Consider the following 17269-nt stretch of genomic DNA (forward strand, 5'->3'; position numbering starts at 1 on the left):
CCAACGGTTGCGCCAAGCCGGAAAGCCCCCAAAGGTCATCCGCATCGCTCTCGCCCACAAGCTGCTCGTGCGCCTCAACGCCAAGGCCCGTGATGTCCGCGCCCAACTCGCCGCCCAGACTTGACACGCCAGACAGTCGCTCACCCTTGCCCTTCGGGCTCGCTGCGGACCCGACAAGGGGTCCGCAGCCCTCTCCCCGCACGCGGGGAGAGGGGAAACCCGCGCCTCATCCGGCGAAGTGTGAACGGCGAGAGGAGGGTGTCTTCGAACATCCCCGGCGCCCGTGCCGCACGGCACATCCCCGCACCGCCATCTCGTCCACTGTCTTCGGACGACGCCAAGTCGTGTCAATGAGGAGAAGAGACATGACCAAGAAGAAGCCCGCCCTGCCGCAGACCGGCACCCTGAACGAGTCCGACCTCGTCCGGGTCTCCGGCGGCCTGAACCCGCAGCCGCTGCCGCCGCGCTGGCAGTAAGCGTCCGCGGAGCGGTTCGACGCGCCCGCCCGGCCCCCCTCACAGGCGGGGCTGGACGGAGCGCAGGATCGCCTGCGTGCTGTCGATGAACTGGAGGGCCTGGCGCGTCTTGCCGGAGGCGAGGGGCGAGCGGGCGCAGGTCTCGGCGAGGTCGCCGAGGCGCCGCCGCTCCGCGTCGAGGACCTTGAGGGCGTTGTCGACCGCGAAGCGCAGCACGCCGCGCAGCGCCTCGTCGTCGCCGAAATCGTTGAGGTCTCCGGCGGTGGTGATGAGGGATTCGTAGCCCCGCAACTCGTCCGCGATCTGCTGCAGCCCGCGCAGGGTCGAGCGCAGGCAGTCGCCCTCGGCGCCCGCGGCGTCCGCGTCCTGGGCGGAGCGCGCCACATCGGTCACCACGTCGGTGAAGAGGGGCTTGATGCGCGCGACCGCCGCGAGGTCGCCGGCGCTCAGGAGGCGGGCCTGCGCACGCGGCAGCGCCGCGAGCGCGATCACGCCAGCCAGAACGAGGACCCGGCCCGATCGCGCGGTCCGTCGATCCGCGCCCGTCCCGCTCCGCATCGCAGGCTCCTCTTCTGCAGGACGATCGCGTCCGGACTTGATCCGGACAGGTTCGGACTGGCCAGCGGGCGAAATGCTACTACACTCGCGGCCGGATGTACCGGTCGTTCAGACGGGATCGGCTTCGCGCACGGCGCTCTCGATTGTGCGCGTCCGCGCGCGGCCGGGGCGGAACGGTCCGCACGAGGTGCCATGACGACATCCCCGCAGCGGACCTTCCGGGCGACCGCGCTGGAACACGCCTCGTCTCCCGAGGAACTCGACCACCTCGTGCGCATCACGCGCCCGGCCGACTGGATCCTCGCCGCGGTGAGCGTGATGGTGCTCGCGGGCGCGCTGGCCTGGGGCGTCGCGGGGCGCCTGCCGAGCCGGGCGGCCGGGGCCGGCATCCTGGTCAGCGTCGGCGGCCGGGTGGTCGACGCGGTCTCGGCCGCGCCCGGGCGCCTCGCGGCGATCGAGGTCGGGGTCGGCGACCACGTCGCGCAGGGCCAGGTGATCGCGCGCATCGCCCAGACCGACATCGAGGCGCGCTACCGTAGCGCCGTCGAGGTCCACCGCGAGCGCGAGCGCGAGCACGCGACGCTCAAGGCCAAGACCGAGGCCGAGCTCGCCACCAAGGCCCGCAACTTCGCCAAGCTGGAGGAGGCCTTCACCCAGATCATCCAGGCCACCGACCAGCGCGTCGACTACCTCGCCACCGAGGTGAAGAACCTGGAATCCCTGCTCGCCAAGGGCGTCACCACCCGCCGCGTGGTCGAGGAGCGGCGCCGCGACCTCACCGAGGCACGCCAGCGCCGCGAGGACGCGCAGAACGAGGTGCTGAAGCTGCGCAGCCAGAAGAGCGATCTGGAGACGCAGCGCGAGCGCGAGCTGCAGGACTCGCAGTTCCGCCTCAACGACACCCGGCGGCAGATGGATCAGCTCGCCGGCGAACTCGGCCGCAACACCCAGGTGCTGAGCCCGATGGAGGGGCGGGTGCTGGAGGTGAAGGTCTCGCCGGGCTCGGTGCTCGCGGTCGGCATGCCGGTGCTCGCGGTCGAGAGCGAGGGAAGGGCGCTGGAGGCGGTGATCTACATCCCGGCCGACAAGGGCAAGACCGTGCGGCCCGGCATGGAGGTGCGGCTGGAGCCGAGCACCGTCAAGCGCGAGGAATACGGCACGCTCGTCGGCACGGTGGTGTCGATCTCGGACTTCCCCATCACCCCGCAGGGCATGGCGGCGATCCTGCACAACGACAGCCTCGTCACCCGCTTCTCGCAGGAGGGGGCGCCCTACGCCGCGCTCGTGCGCCTGCAGCCCGATCCCGACACCCCGAGCGGCTACCGCTGGGCGGTGGGAGGCGGCCCCGACCTGCGCCTGACGAGCGGCACCCTGACCCGGGCCGAGATCACGACGCGCCAGCAGCGCCCCCTCGACCTGCTGGTGCCGATGCTCAAGCGCCTGACGGGCCTCGTCGGGTAGCGCGCCGTGGTCCCGCCCCTCCCCTTCCTCCGCGGCCTCCTCGCGCGGCGCGTGCGGGCGGTGCCGACCGTGCTGCAGATGGAGGCGGTGGAGTGCGGGGCGGCGGCGCTCGCCATGGTGCTCGCCCATCACGGGGTCTTCGTGCCCCTGGAGCAGCTGCGCGTCGCCTGCGGCGTGTCCCGGGACGGCAGCAAGGCGAGCAACATCGTCAAGGCGGCACGGCGCTTCGGGATGTCCGCCGCGGGGTTCCGGCGCGAGCCCGCGACCCTGACCGACCTGCCGATGCCCTGCATCCTGCACTGGAACTTCAACCACTTCGTGGTGCTGGAGGGGATCCGGGGCGGGCACGCCCACCTCAACGACCCGGCCGTCGGGCGCCGCCGCGTCACGCTGCGGGAGCTGGACCTCGCCTTCACCGGGGTGGCGCTCGCCATGGAGCCGGCCGCGGAGTTCCGGCGGATCGGCCGGCCCCCCCAGGGCCTGCGCCTGCTGCTGCGCGAACTCGGCAGCGCCCGCGCGGCGGTCGGGCTCCTGGTGGCGTCGAGCCTGATCCTGATCGTGCCCGGCCTGCTGATCCCCGGCTTCACCAAGGTCTTCGTCGACGAGGTGCTGATCCAGCGCTCCACCGGCTGGCTGGTGCCGCTCCTCATCGGCATGGGCCTCACCGCCCTGTTCCGGGCCGCCGTCACCGGCCTGCAGCGCTCGCTCGCCCTGCGGCTGCAGACGAAGCTCGAAGTGGTGATGACGAGCCGCTTCCTCTGGCGCGTCGTCGCCCTGCCGATGGAGTTCTTCGCCCAGCGCCACGCGGGGGACATCGCGGCCCGCGCCGCGGTCAACGAGGAGATCGCGCGGCTCCTCTCGGGCGGCGTCGTCACCAACGCCCTCGCCCTGGTCTCGGTCGTCTTCTTCGCCGCCGCGATGGCGGCCTACGACCTGCCGCTCGCCGCGATCGGGGTGGGGCTCGCGCTCCTCAACGTGGTGGCGCTCGCCCTGATCGCCCGGCACCGCGAGGACCTGAGCCGCGGCCTCGCGCTGGAGCGCGGCAAGCTCCTCGCCAGCACCATCGGCGCGGTGCGCACGATCGAGACCCTGAAGGCGAGCGGGCTGGAGGACGACGCCTTCGGGCAATGGTCGGGCATCCAGGCCCGCACCCTCAACGCGGAGCGCGACCTCGGGGCCACCGCCGCCTGGCTCGACGCGGTGCCGACCCTGCTGTCGGGCCTCACCACGGCGGCGATCCTCGGCCTCGGGGGGCTGCGGGTGATCGAGGGCTCGCTGACGCTGGGCAGCCTCGTCGCCTTCCAGTCGCTGATGGGAAGCTTCTCCGAGCCGATCACCACGCTGGTCGGCCAGATCGGCGGCATCCAGACCATCCGGGGCGGCCTGGAGCGGATCCAGGACGTCGCCAACTACCCCAACCCCGTCGCGGCCCCGGACCCCGCCCTGCCGCCGGCGCCGCCGCGCCTCGCCGGGCGGGTCGACCTCGTCGACGTGACCTTCGGCTACGCGGTGCTGGAGCCGCCGCTGATCGAGAACCTGTCCTTGAGCGTGGCGCCCGGCAGCCGGGTGGCGCTGGTCGGCCTCTCGGGCAGCGGCAAGTCGACCCTCGGCCGGCTGATCTGCGGCCTCAACCGGCCCTGGTCGGGGGAGGTGCGGATCGACGGGCGGCGCCTCGCCGACATCCCGCCGGAGGTCTTCGCGCAATCGGTGGCCTACGTGGACCAGGACATCGTGCTGTTCGAGGGCTCGGCGCGGGACAACCTGACCCTGTGGGACCCGACCGTGCCGGAGCCCGACCTCTCCCTCGCCCTCAAGGACGCGGCCATCCACGGGGAGATCGCGACGCGGCCGGGCAACTACGATTGCGCGGTGCTGGAGGACGGCGCCAACTTCTCCGGCGGCCAGCGCCAGCGCATCGAGATCGCCCGGGCGCTGGTGCCGAACCCCGCCGTGCTCGTCCTCGACGAGGCGACCGCCGCCCTCGACCCGGTCACCGAGAAGCGCATCGACGACAACCTGCGGCGGCGCGGCCTCACCTGCATCATCATCGCGCACCGCCTGAGCACCATCCGCGACTGCGACGAGATCGTGGTGCTGGAGCGCGGCCGCATCGCCGAGCGCGGTACGCACGAGGCGCTGATGGCGCAGGGCGGCCTCTACGCGGAGCTGGTGGCCCAGTCATGACCGAGGCGAGGGCACGGCCGCCGGGCGGGCTCGCCCTCGTGGAGGATCCGGGCGGGGTGCCGGAGCGCCCCCTCGACGGGCGCCGCCCGGAGCGGCTCGCCGCGCGCGCCGGGCCCCTCCTGGTGACGGGCGGCCACGCCGACCTCTTCGCGGTGCAGATCCGCGACGGCGCGGCGGGCGCGCGCCGACCGCTGCTGCGGGTCGAGGCCGGGGAGATCATCCCGGCGATCCCGGCCGACACCGACGCGTCCGGGGCGGTCCTGGAGGTGATCGCGGTCGGCACGCCCGGCACGACGGTGCGGGAGGCGGGGGCCGCCTGGAGCCGCCCCGAGCGGGTCGAGACCTGGATCCTGCGCCTCGCGGCACGGGTCGCCGGCCCCGCCCCGGCCTGGGACCTGCGCGAGGCGGCGCAGGCCGAGGCGCTGGAGCCGGGGGAGCGGCGGCGGGGGCCGGCCCGCGCCCCGCGCTGGGTGGCGGTGGCGGCCGGCAGCGCGGCGATCGCGGGGAGCCGCGCGATCCTGCGCCCCGGCGATCCGCCGCTGCCGCTCGCGGCCGGGCTCAGCGTCGCGGCCGGGCCGGAAGGCTGCCGCCTCGCGCTCGTGGCCGCTCCGGAGGGGGAGCGCCTCGCGCGGGCCCTCGACCGCTTCCACCAGGTGGCGATGACCTGCCTGCACGACGCCGTGGCGGCCGCGCCCGCGCGCGACGCCGGCCGTCTCGCCAGGCGCGCGGAACTCGGCGCCGCCCGGTCCGCGGAGCTGTTCGGGCGCCTCGGGGCGATCGTGGCGCGGCCGGCCGCTCCGGCACGGATCCCGGTCGACCCGGAGGACCCGCTGATGGCGGCCTGCGCCCTCGTCGCCGCGGCGCTGCGGGCGTCCCTCGCCCGGCCGCCGGGCCGCCGCAGGGAGGACCGGGCCTTCGCGGACGTGGTCGAGATCGCCCGCGCGTCGCGCCTGCGGGTGCGCCGCACCCGGCTGCGCGGGACGTGGTGGCGGGAGGATGTGGGGCCCCTCCTCGGCTGGCGGGGCGAGGCGGGGGCGCCCGTCGCCCTGCTGCGCGAGCGCCGGGGCTACGTCCTGGCGGACCCGGCCACGGGCGAGCGCCGCCGGGTCGACGCGGCGCTCGCCGCCGACCTCGCCCCCGAGGCCGCGAGCCTGTTCGCGACGCTGCCCGGCCGGGCGCTCGGGCTTCGCGACCTCCTCGCCTTCGCGGCGGGCCGGGCCCGGGGCAAGCTCCTCGGCCTCGTCCTGCCCGCCCTGGCGACGGGCCTTCTCGGCCTCGCCGTGCCCCTCGTCACGCAGGCCCTCGTCGCCTCGGCGATTCCGCGCAGCGAACTCGATCAGGTCACGGTCTGCGCCCTCGCGCTCGCCGTCGCGGCTCTGGCCGGCGCCGCCGTCCAGGTGGCCGAGAGCCTCGCCCTGCTGCGGCTCGAAGGGCTGATCGACTGGACGCTGCAGGCGGCGATGATCGACCGCCTGCTGCGGCTGCGCGCGGCCCTGTTCCGCGACCACACGGCGGGCGACCTCGTCAACCGGGTGATGGGCGTCGACGCGGTGCGCCGTCTGCTGACGGGGCGCGCCCTGCGCGGCCTGCTGGCGGGCCTGCTGTGCGGATTCAGCATCGGCCTGATGCTGGTCTACGACCCTGTGCTCGCTCTGGTGGCGACCGGTCTCGCCCTCCTGCGCGGGAGCCTGGTCCTCGCGGCGAGCGGTCTGCGCCTCCTCCACGAGAGCCGCCACTTCGACGACCAGGGCCGGGTGCAGGGCTTCCTGCTCCAGCTCGTCGCCGGCATCGGCAAGCTGCGGGTGGCCGACGCCTCCGTCCGGGCGCTCGCGGTCTGGTCGCGGCTCTTCGCGGGCCAGAAGGCGCATTTCATCGCCGCCCAGCGGGTCGGCAACGGCCTCGCCGTGGCCGAGACCGCGCTGCCGACGCTGGCGACCCTGACGCTCTTCGCCGCCGCGCAGGCGCTCGACAGCCCGCTGTCGCGCGACCTCGGGGCGTTCCTGGCCTTCTTCGCGGCCTTCGGCCAGACGATGACCGCGCTCGGCGCCTTCGCGTCGGGCGTCAGCGAGGCGCTGGTGGCGATCCCGCACCTCACCCGCCTGCGCCCGCTGCTGCGCGCCGAGGCGGAGATCGGCGCTGACCGCAAGTCGCCGGGGGACCTGTCGGGCGCGATCGAACTGTCCCGGGTGACCTTCCGGTACGGCGCGTCCGGCCCGCCGGTGCTCGATTCGGTCTCGCTGCGCGTGGCGCCCGGCGAGTCCGTGGCGGTGGTCGGCCCCTCGGGCAGCGGAAAATCCTCGCTGTTCCGACTGCTGCTCGGCTTCGAGGTCCCGGAATCCGGCGCGGTCTTCTACGACGGCAAGGCGCTCGACACGCTCGATGTCGGCGCCGTGCGCCGCCAGCTCGGCGTCGTGCTGCAGAACGGCCGGCTCGGGACGGGCAGCCTCTACGAGGCGATCTGCGGCGGCGTGCAGCTGCCCCTGGACCAGGCCTGGGAGGCCGCGCGCCTCGCCGGGCTCGAGGACGACATCCGGGCGATGCCGATGGGGATGCACACGGTGATCGCCGAGGGGGTGAACACGCTCTCGGGCGGCCAGCGCCAGCGCCTGCTGATCGCCCGCGCCATCGCGCGGCGCCCGCGCATTCTCCTCCTCGACGAGGCGACGAGCGCCCTCGACAACCGCGCCCAGGCGGTGGTGGGGGCCTCCCTCTCCGCCCTCAACGTCACCCGCCTCGTCATCGCGCACCGGCTGAGCACCGTGCGCGAGGCCGACCGGATCCTGATGCTGGTCGACGGCCGCATCGTGCAGAGCGGGCGCTACGACGACCTCGCCGCCGCACCAGGGGCCTTCGCGGAGTTCGCCCGGCGGCAATTGGTGTAGCGCCCGCGGAACGCGGCCGGGGAGCCCGCGCGCGATCCGGGGACTCGGGGCCGCCATGCGGACGAACGGGTGTCCTGTTCGGCGGCAAAGACATTCCATCCTCGACGATGGCGCTGGCGCGGCATCCTCGATCCCGCCCGGTGATCGCGTCCCGGCCCGCCACCCCCTATATTCCGGGGATGCCCAGCCCCTCCTCCGACCGACCGACCGTGCGCCGCCTCGACCCGGTGCTCGTCGACCGCATCGCGGCCGGCGAGGTGGTCGAGCGGCCCGCCGCCGCCGTCAAGGAACTCGTCGAGAACGCCATCGATGCGGGCGCATCGGCCATCGAGGTGACGATTCAGGCCGGGGGACGGCGGCTGATCCGGGTGGTGGACGACGGCATCGGCATGAGCGCGGAGGATCTGGCGCTCGCCGTCGAGCGCCACGCCACCTCGAAGCTCCCCGAGGGCGACCTCGACCGGATCGAGACGCTGGGCTTCCGGGGCGAGGCCCTGCCCTCGATCGGCGCCGTGGCGCGGCTCTCCCTCGTCTCGCGCACGGCCGAGGCCGCGAGCGGCCACGGCCTCGTGGTCGATGCCGGGATCAAGGGCCCGGTGCGGCCGCTCGCGGCCGAGCGCGGCACCCGGGTCGAGGTCACCGACCTCTTCGCCGCCACCCCGGCGCGGCTGAAATTCCTGAAATCCGACCGGGCCGAGGCCGGGGCCGTGGCGGAGATCCTGCGGCGCCTCGCGGTCGCCCATCCGCAGATCCGCTTCACCCTCAGGGCCGAGGGCGGGGCGGGCGGCTTCGTGCTCCCGGCCGAGGCCGGGCCGGGCTCCTGGCTCAGGCGCCTCGCGGCCGTCCTCGGCGCCGATTTCGCGGCGAATTCGGCGCCCCTCAGCCTGGAGCGCGAGGGCTTCGCGCTCGACGGCCATATCGGCCTGCCGACCTTCCACCGGGCGGCGGCGACCCACATGCACTTCGTCGTGAACGGCCGCCCGGTGCGCGACCGGCTGCTGCTCGGCGCCGTGCGCGGGGCCTACGCGGACGTGATGGCCTCCGACCGCCATCCCGTCCTGGCGCTCGCGCTCACCTGCGACCCGACGCAGGTCGACGTGAACGTGCACCCGGCCAAGACCGAGGTGCGGTTCCGCGAGCCGGGCCTGGTGCGCGCCCTGATCGTGAGCGCGATCCACGAGGCCCTGCGCCGCGAGGGCCAGCGCAGCGCCGCGAGTGTGGCGGCCAAGACCCTGGAGAGCCTGCGCCCGGCCCCGGCGCCGATGCCGGCCCCGGCCCGCTCCCCGGTCCTGCCGCTGCGCCGCCCCGATCCCCCCGCCGTCTCGCCCCGCGGCAGCGGCCGGGTCGAGTCGTTCGCGGAGGATTTCGGGAGCGCGCCCGCCGGGTTCGGCGAGGCCGCGCAGGCGAGCTTTGCCCACGAGGCCCTGCCCCCCGCGGCCGATGCCCGCCCGGCCTCCGAGGCCGAGGCGCCCGCCCATCCCCTCGGGGCGGCGCGGGCGCAGCTCCACGAGACCTACATCGTGGCGCAGACGCAGGACGGCATCGTCATCGTCGACCAGCACGCGGCCCACGAGCGCCTCGTCTACGAGCGCCTGAAGCGCGAGCGCGCGGAAGGCGGCATCGCCCGCCAGATGCTGCTGATCCCCGACGTGGTGGAACTCGACCCCGCCGAGGCCGACCGCCTCGCGGAGGCCGCCGGGGACCTCGCGGCGCTGGGCCTCGTGCTGGAGCCGTTCGGGCACGGCGCGGTGCTGGTGCGCGAGGTGCCGGCGGCCCTCGCCGGGGGCAGCCTGCGGGCGCTCCTCGCCGACGTGGTCGACGTGCTGCAGGAGGGCGGCGCCGACCCGCTGGCGCGGCGCCTCGACGCGGTGCTGTCGCGGATGAGCTGCCACGGCTCTATCCGGGCCGGGCGGCGCCTGCGGCCCGAGGAGATGAACGCGCTCCTGCGCGAGATGGAGGTCACGCCCCTCTCGGGCCAGTGCAACCACGGGCGCCCGACCTACGTGGAGCTGAAGCTCCACGACATCGAGCGGCTGTTCGGGCGGCGCTGAGGGCGCGACGGTTCGGTGACCCTTGCCAAGGGGGCCAAGCGGCTTACACTTGTTACAGATATTCTCGCTGGAGGTCCTCATGGCCGACGCCGTGTCCGTCATTCCGTCCCCCACGGGGGATCGCGAGGCGAACGCGCGTCTCGCCGAAAAAATCCGCGCGTTCCGGAGCGAAGGCGTTCGAGGGGCGGGCGGCCTGAGGCTGTGCGGCCCCTTCGGCGAGACGGTCGGCTCGCTGACCGAATCCGCCATGAATGCCCTGGAAGCCGCCTTGACCCGTCTCGCCGAGGCCGACGAGATCATGCTGGGATCGCGGGACACCGAATTGTCCCCCGAGGCCGCCGCAAGGATTCTCGGCGTCTCCAGGCCGGTCGTCTACCACCGGATGGAGACGGGGCGCCTGCCGTTCCGGCAGGTCGGGTCGCATCGACGCGTGCTCTACAAGGACGTGCTGGCGCTGCGCCACTTCGAGGAGGAACGGCGCGCCGCGTCCAGGGCCTTGAGCGAGGACACGGACGAGCAGCAGGAACCGGCACCGCGTGCCGTCTGACCTGCTCAACGTCGTCGCGGATGCGAACGTCCTCTGGTCTCCTCATCAACGCAATCTGCTCCTGCAACTCGCCCATCAGGACGTGTTCCGGGTCTTCTGGACGGACCTCGTCATCGAGGAATGGCTCCGGAACGTCGAACCCGATCAGAGGACGAGGTGCGAGAGGAGAACGGTGCCGTTGATGCGGCGGCACTTCCCGGATGCATGGCTCCCCGCCATTGCGGCGATACCGTTCGGCAGAACCGACCCGAAGGACCGCCACGTCGCGGCGGCGGCCGTGCATGTGGCCCCGTCGGTCCTGGTGACATGGAATCTGACGGATTTTGACGTGGAGGCCCTCGGCCCCCACGGTGTGGAGGTGCTGTCGCCGGACCGTTTCCTGAAGCGGATACTGGACCGCGATTCCGCCGCCGTCCTGGAGTTCACGCGTCAGGCGCAAGTCAATCTGACCAGGACCGCGCCGACCTCGGAAACGTACAAGAGTCTGCTCCGGACGATCGGACTCACGACGTTCGTCGCCGGCGTGGAGACCTACGAGTCCGATCCGGCATCAGATGACGCGGACGGCGACATCGTCTTGCAGGCCTGAGAGCAAATCCCGAGAGCCCTTTCCTTCCGAAGGTGTCTGACGACGATGGTGTGCGTCACGGGATCACCCGCGCCTCCCGCAGCCGCCCGAACAGGTCGAAGAAGGCGTCGTCGGTGGGCTGGTAGTCGAGGAAGCCGAGGCGCCGGCTCTTGCTCATGTCGGTCACCACCTCGATCGGCCGGCCGAGATCCGCGTCGGTGTGCCAGGGCGAGGCGAGGCGCGACAGGTCCGGCTCCACGAGCCCGTGCCGGCGCGCGATGTCCGCCCAGAGCGGGCCGGCATCGGCGAGCTGGCGTTCGAGGGGCGTCACCTCCGCCGGGAAGGGCGCGGGCGCGATCCCGAACCACGCCGCGATCCGGCCCCACATCCAGCTCCAGCGGAAGACGTCGCCGTTCACCACGTTGAAGGCCTGGTCGCGGGCGTCCGGCACCGTCGCGGCCCAGGCGAGGTGGCGCGCGAGGAGCCGCGCGTCGGTCATGTCGGTGAGGCCGTTCCACTGGGCGGCGGAGCCCGGGAACACGAAGGGCCGGCCAGCCTCGCGGCAGAGCGTGGCGGTGACGGCGAGCGTCACGCCCATGTTCATGGCGTTGCCGAGGGCGAAGCCGACGATCGTGTGGGGCCGGTGCACGCTCCAGCCGAACCCGTCCCGCTCCGCGGCGGCGAAGACCTCGTCCTCCTGCGCGTAGTAGAAGTTCTCGACGGCGAGCCGCGGTTGCTCCTCGCGGAAGGGCGTCGGCGGCAGGCTTCCTTTCCCGTAGGCCTCGAAGGGCCCGAGATAGTGCTTGAGCCCGGTGACGAGGGCGACGTGCCGCAGGCTCCCCGCCGGCCGCACCGCGTCGAGGAGGTGGCGCACCATCGCGGCGTTGACCCGGATGTTCTCCGCCTCGGTCGGCTGGCGCGCCCAGGTGGCGAAGAAGACGTGGCTCGGCCGCAGATCCGCCAGGGCGGCCGGCAGGCTCCCCGGATCGAGGAGGTCGGCGGCGACCGGAACCAGGCCGGGCAGGTCCGTCGGCGGGCGCCGGGCGAGGCCCGCCACCGACCAGCCGGTGTCGAGGAGGTGCCGCGCGAGGGTGTTGCCGACGATGCCGCTGGCGCCGACCACGAGTGCCGTCTGGGTCATGGATCCCGTTGTGCGAAGGGACGCGATGCCGGGACAACGCCGCGCGCGGCGAGAAGGTGCCGGAACGGCGGCGCGCGCCCGCGGTTGCCCGACGCATCCTCACGGAGACGACCGCATGACGAAGCCGATCCTTGCCGCCGCCGCGTCCCTCGCGCTGCTCACCGCGCCCGCCCTGGCGCAGGGCATCAACAACGGCGCGGGCGCGGCCCCCGCATCCTCCGGGAATACCGGCTCGGGCATGGCGAGCCAGCCCCCCGGCAGCGGCATCGGCGGCAACAATCCCGGCAGCATGGGCTCGACCGGCACACAGGGCGCGAGCGGCGGCAATATGGGTCCGAACAGCACCTCGGTGAGTCAGCACCCGACCGGCAGCGGCGCGCCCGGGACCGGCCCGGGGAGCCAGTCCGGGACCCCGCACAAATAGGCCGGCCCCGTCCCGCGCAAGGGGCGGGCGGGGTCGCGGGCGCCGCTCAGGCCAGTGCCTCGCCGAAGATCGTCGCGCCCTGATCCGCCGCCCCGACCGCGGCCCGGAAGGCGCCGAACAGCTCGCGCCCGCAGCCGATGGCCGAGACCGACAGGTCCTCGGTCGCCGGCTCCCGCGCGGCCCACTCGACCGACGGCACCAGCACCTCCAGGGTCCCGGCCACCGCGTCGACCCGCACGCGGTCGCCGTCGCGGATCCGGGCGATCGGGCCGCCCTCGGCGGCTTCCGGCGTCACGTGGATCGCCGAGGGCACCTTGCCGGAGGCGCCCGACAGCCGCCCGTCCGTCACCAGGGCCACGCGCTGCCCGCGGTCCTGCAGCACGCCGAGCGGCGGCATCAGCTTGTGCAGTTCGGGCATGCCGTTCGCCTTGGGCCCCTGGAACCGCACCACCGCCACGAGGTCGCCGGTCAGGTCGCCCGCCCGGAAGGCGGCCTGCAGCGCCTCCTGCGAGTGGAAGACCCGCGCGGGCGCCTCGATCACGTGCCGCTCCGGCGCCACCGCCGAGGTCTTGATCACCGCCCGGCCGAGATTGCCCGCCAGCACCGCGAGGCCGCCGGTCGCCTGGAAGGGCGCGGCGGCGCCCCGCAGCACCGCCGTCTCGCCGCTCTCGGCAGGACCCGCGCGCCAGGTCAGCGCGCCCGCTTCGTCGAGCACCGGCTCGCGGGTGTAGGCGGCCAGGCCCTGGCCCAGAACGGTCTCCACGTCCGCGTGCAGCAGCCCGGCCCCGAGGAGTTCGCGGATCACGAAGGGCATGCCGCCCGCCGCGTGGAAGTGGTTCACGTCCGCGGTGCCGTTCGGGTAGACGCGGGCGAGGAGCGGCGTCACCTCGGCGAGGTCCGAGAGGTCCTCCCAGGTGAGCACGATGCCGCCCGCCGCCGCCATCGGCAGCAAGTGGAGCGTGTGGTTGGTCGAGCCGCCGGTGGCGTGCAGGCCGACGATCCCGTTCACGAAGGCCCGCTCGTCGAGGAGCCGGCCCACCGGCAGGTACTCGTTGCCGAGCGCCGTGATGGCCAGCGCCCGCTGGGCCGCGGCCCGGGTCAGCGCGTCGCGCAGGGGCGTGTCCGGCGTCACGAAGGAGGCGCCCGGCAGGTGCAGGCCCATGATCTCCATGAGCATCTGGTTGGTGTTGGCGGTCCCGTAAAAGGTGCAGGTGCCCGGCCCGTGGTAGGAGTCGGACTCGGCGGCGAGCAGCGCGTCGCGGCCGACCTTCCCCTCCGCGTAGAGCTGGCGGATCTTCGCCTTCTCGGGGTTGGAGAGGCCGCTCGTCATCGGCCCAGAGGGGATGAACACCGACGGCAGGTGGCCGAAGGCGAGCGCCCCGATGACGAGGCCCGGCACGATCTTGTCGCAGATGCCGAGATAGACCGCCGCGTCGAAGGTCTGGTGCGAGAGCGCCACCGCCGTCGAGAGCGCGATGACCTCGCGCGAGAACAGCGACAGCTCCATCCCGGCCTCGCCCTGGGTGACCCCGTCGCACATGGCGGGCACGCCGCCCGCCACCAGCGCGACGCCGCCCGCCTCCCGGGCGGCCTGCCGCAGCAGCTCCGGGTAGCGCTCGTAGGGGCGATGGGCCGAGAGCATGTCGTTGTAGGCGGTGACGATGCCGAGGCTCGCGCCCTGGCCGTCGCGCAGCATCGCCTTGTCGGACGGGCCGCAGGCCGCGAAGCCGTGCGCCTGGTTGGCGCAGCCGAGCGCCTGCCGGCGCGGGGCGCGGGCGGCGGCCCCGGCGATGCGCTCCAGGTAGCGCGCCCGCCGGTCGCGGCTGCGCCGCACGATGCGCTCCGTCACCTCGCCGATGCGCGCGTTCAGGCCGACATTCTGGGGGGAAGTCGTCACGGGAGGATCCTCGCGTTGCCGCGGGACGGGCGCGCCGTCCCGGCGTCGGGCTGCGCCGGACCGCCCCGAAACGGGGCCGGCCCTCGGACGACGGCGGGATCCGCGCCGCGCGGCCCTGCCGTTACGTCCAGCATAGCACGGTTGCGCCGGGGCGGAACGCCGCGGGGTTGCGCGCGGGCGCGGCCCCGCCCTAAGGGGCGCTATCCCCCGCCTCCGCGAGACCCGATGCAGGCCGTCCTCAACGCCGCCCTCCCGATCTTCGCCCTGATCCTGGCGGGGTTCCTGTGCGGGCGCACCGCCCTGTTCGGCCCCGCGGCCACGGACAGCCTCAACCGCTTCGCGATCTACCTCGCTCTTCCCGCCCTGATGTTCGGCGCCATGGCCCGGATCACCCCCGCGCAGGTGGCGCAGGTCGGGTTCGCGGCGGCCTTCCTGGTCGGCATCGCGGCGGCCTTCGCGGCGGCCTACGGGCTCTGCGCCCTGCGCGGCGGGCGGATGGCGCAGGCCTGCATCGAGGGGCTCGACGCGGGCTACAGCAATGTCGGCTTCATGGGCCTGCCGCTCTGCCTGCTGGTCTTCGGGCCGGAGAGCCTGCCGGCGGTGGTGATCACGACGCTGCTGACCGCCTGCGTGCTGTTCCTGTTCGCGATCGTGCTGATCGAGGCCGATCTGCGGAAGGGCACCGGCGGCACCGCCCGCAAGGTCCTGCTCGCGCTCCTGCGCAACCCGCTCCTGATCGCGCCGCTCGCCGGGCTGGCCTTCGGCCTGACCGGGACCGGCATCCCCGGGCCGGTCGACCGCTTCACGACGCTCCTCGGGGGGGCGGCCTCGCCCTGCGCCCTGGTCTGCATCGGGCTGTTCCTGGCCCAGGAGCGGGTCGTGCTCACCGACCTGCGGCCGATCCTGACGCTGGTCGGCCTCAAGCTGCTGTTCCAGCCGGCCGTGACGGCGTTCCTCGCCTACGAGGTCTTCGCGATGCCCCCGCTCTGGGCACGGGTGGCCGTGCTGCTGAGCGCCCTGCCGATCGGCTCGGGGCCGTTCACCCTCGCCAAGCTCTACGGGCTGGAGGCCGGGGTCACGTCGGGGGCGATCCTCGTGTCGCACCTCGCCTCCGTGGCGAGCGTGTCGCTGCTGGTGGCGTGGCTTGCCTGACCCCGCCACCGGGAGCGCGGATCAGAAATCGCGCTGGACGCGCATCCGCACCTGGAACGTGTCCTGGCTCGCGACGGTCGGTGCCGCGGCCACCTGCGCCAGGGTTGCGCCGCCGGCCGCGCCCGCGGTGGCGAGGTTGAGCCCGGACTTGTTCGGGTCGAGCACGCGCCCGCTCGCCACCGCCGTGCGGACGTAGACGCCCTCGACGCCGATATCGAGGTCCCGCACCGGCGACCAGATCAGGCTCGCGCCGGTGACGAGTTCGTTCGTGTCCCGCAGGAGCGGGCTGATCGCGAGGGCCGCGACGCCGGCCGCGCTGGTGGGAACCGGCAGGCCGCTCACGCCGAACAGGGCGCTCGTCGTCCGCAGCCCCCGGCCGAAGGTCATGGCCCCGTAGGAGGCGAAGGCGGCCGAGCGCCATTCCGGATTCCAGTAATGCAGGACCGAGCCGACCACCGTGAACGAACGCGGCAGCGACAGGCGCCCGCTGACCGGGTCCACGACGCCGTCCGCGAAGGTGGAGCTGAACACGCCCGGGACCGGGAAGGTCGAGAGGGCGAGCGAGCCGTTGTAGTTCGCGTAGCCGACGTAGCGCTCCGCCCCCTCGCCGTAAGCGCCCTGCAGGTAGGCGGAATCGCCGACCCCGAGGAAGGGCAGGTTGACCTTGACGCCGCCCTGCACGGCCCAGCCGTAGGCAGTCTCGGCGCGGCCCGCCGGCGCGGCCCGGGCCGGCAGCAGGGCCGCCTGCGCGGCGCTCAGCGCAGTCAGCGCCGGGGCGCCGTTCCCGCCCAGCACCGGATTGCCGGCATTGACCTCGTGGAGGGCCGCGGAGAGCTGCGCCGAGCCCCAGGCCGCATCGTAGCGCAGCACGCCGACCACGTCCGGCAGGCGCGAGCGCTGCACCACGTCGACCGATTGCACGGCGACCGGCGCCCCGGTCGCGTCGGTGACGAGGATCGGCGCGAAATTCACGCCCGCCGCGGGCGCGCCCGCGAAGCTGCCCGCCGCCCCGCCGCCGAAGATCGGGGCCTTGCGGAAGTTCGGGTCCTCCAGCGAGAGCGTCGCCGAGACGCCCTGGCCGAGCTGCCCCGTATAGGCGAGGAGGTTGGTCGAGGGCAGGCCCGAGCCGAGCGAGTTCCCGATGATCTCGAAATCGCCGCCGTAGAAGTCGTAGAAGGAGGCGGCGCGGCCGGCCGTGAGCCCGGCGAACTGGATGAAAGCCTTGTCGACGTTGACGAATTGCTGCACCCGCCCGGCCGTGTCGATGCCGGTGGCGGAGAAGGCCCAGCCGAAGCGCTCGACCGTCGGCGCCTTGAGGTAGCCGCCCGTGCGGCCCGCGAGGTCGAAGCGGATGAAGGCCCGCAGGGTTCCGTAGCCGGTGGTCGTGCGGGCATCCAGGTTGAGGCGGCCGAGGCCGCGATACCCGGTCGTGTCGCCGCCGCTCCGGGTCAGGGGCTGGACGTAGGCGGCCTCGAACCGCGCCCGCCCGCCGATCCGGATGCAGGTGTCGGTGCCCGGGAGAGAGAAGAAGCCGACCCCGTGTGCCGTGCAGACCCGGACGTACTCGATCGGCTCCGCCTTGCGAGGCGGCAGATCCGCGGCCTGCGCCCCGGCCACGCCCATCAGGCCGGCTGCCGATCCCAGCAGCACGTTCCTCAGCGACATCATGACGATTCCCCCCTCGCTCTGCGCGGTTCTTTTTCGATCCGCGCGCATTCGACCGGCTCAAGCAGGATTTTTCCCGCTCCGGCGTCGCCTTATTGAGCCATGAAACCAGTATGTGACTTAAAGTCAATCGAGCGTATCGTCAGTGTCAAGCGCCCATCCGCTTACGGAAGCAGCTGTTGCAGGCGCGCATCGGCCTTTTAGGGAACCGCGTGCTGAAACGATCACGGGACGCGGAGCTTCAGCCTGCGCTCGATGGCCGC

12 protein-coding genes and 1 pseudogene are annotated in these 17269 nt (G+C 73.7%); 9 read left to right on the plus strand and 4 right to left on the minus strand.

The genetic code is table 11. From position 1 onward, the window contains the following. Positions 1 to 124: pseudogene (locus ACW9J6_RS24400) on the plus strand (IS110 family transposase); the annotation flags it as partial. A gap of 391 nt (positions 125 to 515) precedes the next feature. Here ACW9J6_RS24400 and ACW9J6_RS24405 read toward each other — a convergent pair. Then, positions 516 to 1034, minus strand: coding sequence for a hypothetical protein (locus tag ACW9J6_RS24405; protein ID WP_457119037.1), 519 nt, complete (start codon positions 1032 to 1034; stop codon positions 516 to 518). A gap of 192 nt (positions 1035 to 1226) precedes the next feature. On the opposite strand from ACW9J6_RS24405, the gene ACW9J6_RS24410 reads away from it, so the two are divergent. The 6 genes from ACW9J6_RS24410 to ACW9J6_RS24435 all read left to right on the plus strand — a co-directional run bounded on the left by ACW9J6_RS24410 (position 1227) and on the right by ACW9J6_RS24435 (position 10748). Then, complete coding sequence (locus ACW9J6_RS24410) at positions 1227 to 2495, plus strand: NHLP bacteriocin system secretion protein (RefSeq protein WP_457119038.1); 1269 nt, start codon at positions 1227 to 1229, stop codon at positions 2493 to 2495. A gap of 6 nt (positions 2496 to 2501) precedes the next feature. Next, positions 2502 to 4679, plus strand: a complete 2178-nt coding sequence (locus ACW9J6_RS24415) for an NHLP family bacteriocin export ABC transporter peptidase/permease/ATPase subunit (protein WP_457119039.1) — start codon at positions 2502 to 2504, stop codon at positions 4677 to 4679. After that, the gene (locus ACW9J6_RS24420; protein WP_457119040.1) at positions 4676 to 7561 is read left to right on the plus strand and encodes an NHLP bacteriocin export ABC transporter permease/ATPase subunit; all 2886 of its coding nucleotides are present in this window, start codon (positions 4676 to 4678) and stop codon (positions 7559 to 7561) included. Before ACW9J6_RS24415 ends, ACW9J6_RS24420 begins: the two co-directional genes overlap by 4 nt. A 179-nt stretch (positions 7562 to 7740) precedes the next feature. Beyond that, the gene (mutL, locus tag ACW9J6_RS24425) at positions 7741 to 9612 is read left to right on the plus strand and encodes a DNA mismatch repair endonuclease MutL (RefSeq protein ID WP_457119146.1); all 1872 of its coding nucleotides are present in this window, start codon (positions 7741 to 7743) and stop codon (positions 9610 to 9612) included. Positions 9613 to 9691: 79 nt separating this feature from the next. Then, a complete protein-coding gene (locus ACW9J6_RS24430; RefSeq protein ID WP_457119041.1) occupies positions 9692 to 10159 on the plus strand; it encodes a helix-turn-helix domain-containing protein in 468 nt (155 codons plus the stop codon). Next, a complete protein-coding gene (locus tag ACW9J6_RS24435) occupies positions 10149 to 10748 on the plus strand; it encodes a hypothetical protein (protein ID WP_457119042.1) in 600 nt (199 codons plus the stop codon). Before ACW9J6_RS24430 ends, ACW9J6_RS24435 begins: the two co-directional genes overlap by 11 nt. A gap of 55 nt (positions 10749 to 10803) precedes the next feature. On the opposite strand, the gene ACW9J6_RS24440 is transcribed toward ACW9J6_RS24435, so the two are convergent. After that, complete coding sequence (locus ACW9J6_RS24440) at positions 10804 to 11868, minus strand: SDR family oxidoreductase (protein ID WP_457119043.1); 1065 nt, start codon at positions 11866 to 11868, stop codon at positions 10804 to 10806. Between the two features lie 115 nt (positions 11869 to 11983). On the opposite strand from ACW9J6_RS24440, the gene ACW9J6_RS24445 reads away from it, so the two are divergent. Further along, on the plus strand, positions 11984 to 12292 hold the full coding sequence (locus ACW9J6_RS24445) for a hypothetical protein (RefSeq protein WP_457119044.1): 309 nt from the start codon (positions 11984 to 11986) through the stop codon (positions 12290 to 12292). Between the two features lie 46 nt (positions 12293 to 12338). Here the strand turns inward: ACW9J6_RS24445 and edd are convergent, their stop codons facing one another. Next, positions 12339 to 14189 carry a phosphogluconate dehydratase gene (gene edd / locus ACW9J6_RS24450; protein WP_457119045.1) on the minus strand — a complete coding sequence of 617 codons (1851 nt, stop codon included), beginning with the start codon at positions 14187 to 14189 and terminating at the stop codon, positions 12339 to 12341. Between the two features lie 225 nt (positions 14190 to 14414). Between edd and ACW9J6_RS24455 the strand changes: the two genes are divergently transcribed. Continuing rightward, on the plus strand, positions 14415 to 15341 hold the full coding sequence (locus ACW9J6_RS24455) for an AEC family transporter (RefSeq protein ID WP_457119046.1): 927 nt from the start codon (positions 14415 to 14417) through the stop codon (positions 15339 to 15341). Positions 15342 to 15362: 21 nt separating this feature from the next. Here ACW9J6_RS24455 and ACW9J6_RS24460 read toward each other — a convergent pair whose 3' ends face one another. After that, on the minus strand, positions 15363 to 17009 hold the full coding sequence (locus tag ACW9J6_RS24460; RefSeq protein WP_457119047.1) for a porin: 1647 nt from the start codon (positions 17007 to 17009) through the stop codon (positions 15363 to 15365). Between the last annotated feature and the right edge of the window lie 260 nt (positions 17010 to 17269).

The sequence above is a fragment of the Methylobacterium sp. JK268 genome (assembly GCF_054052225.1).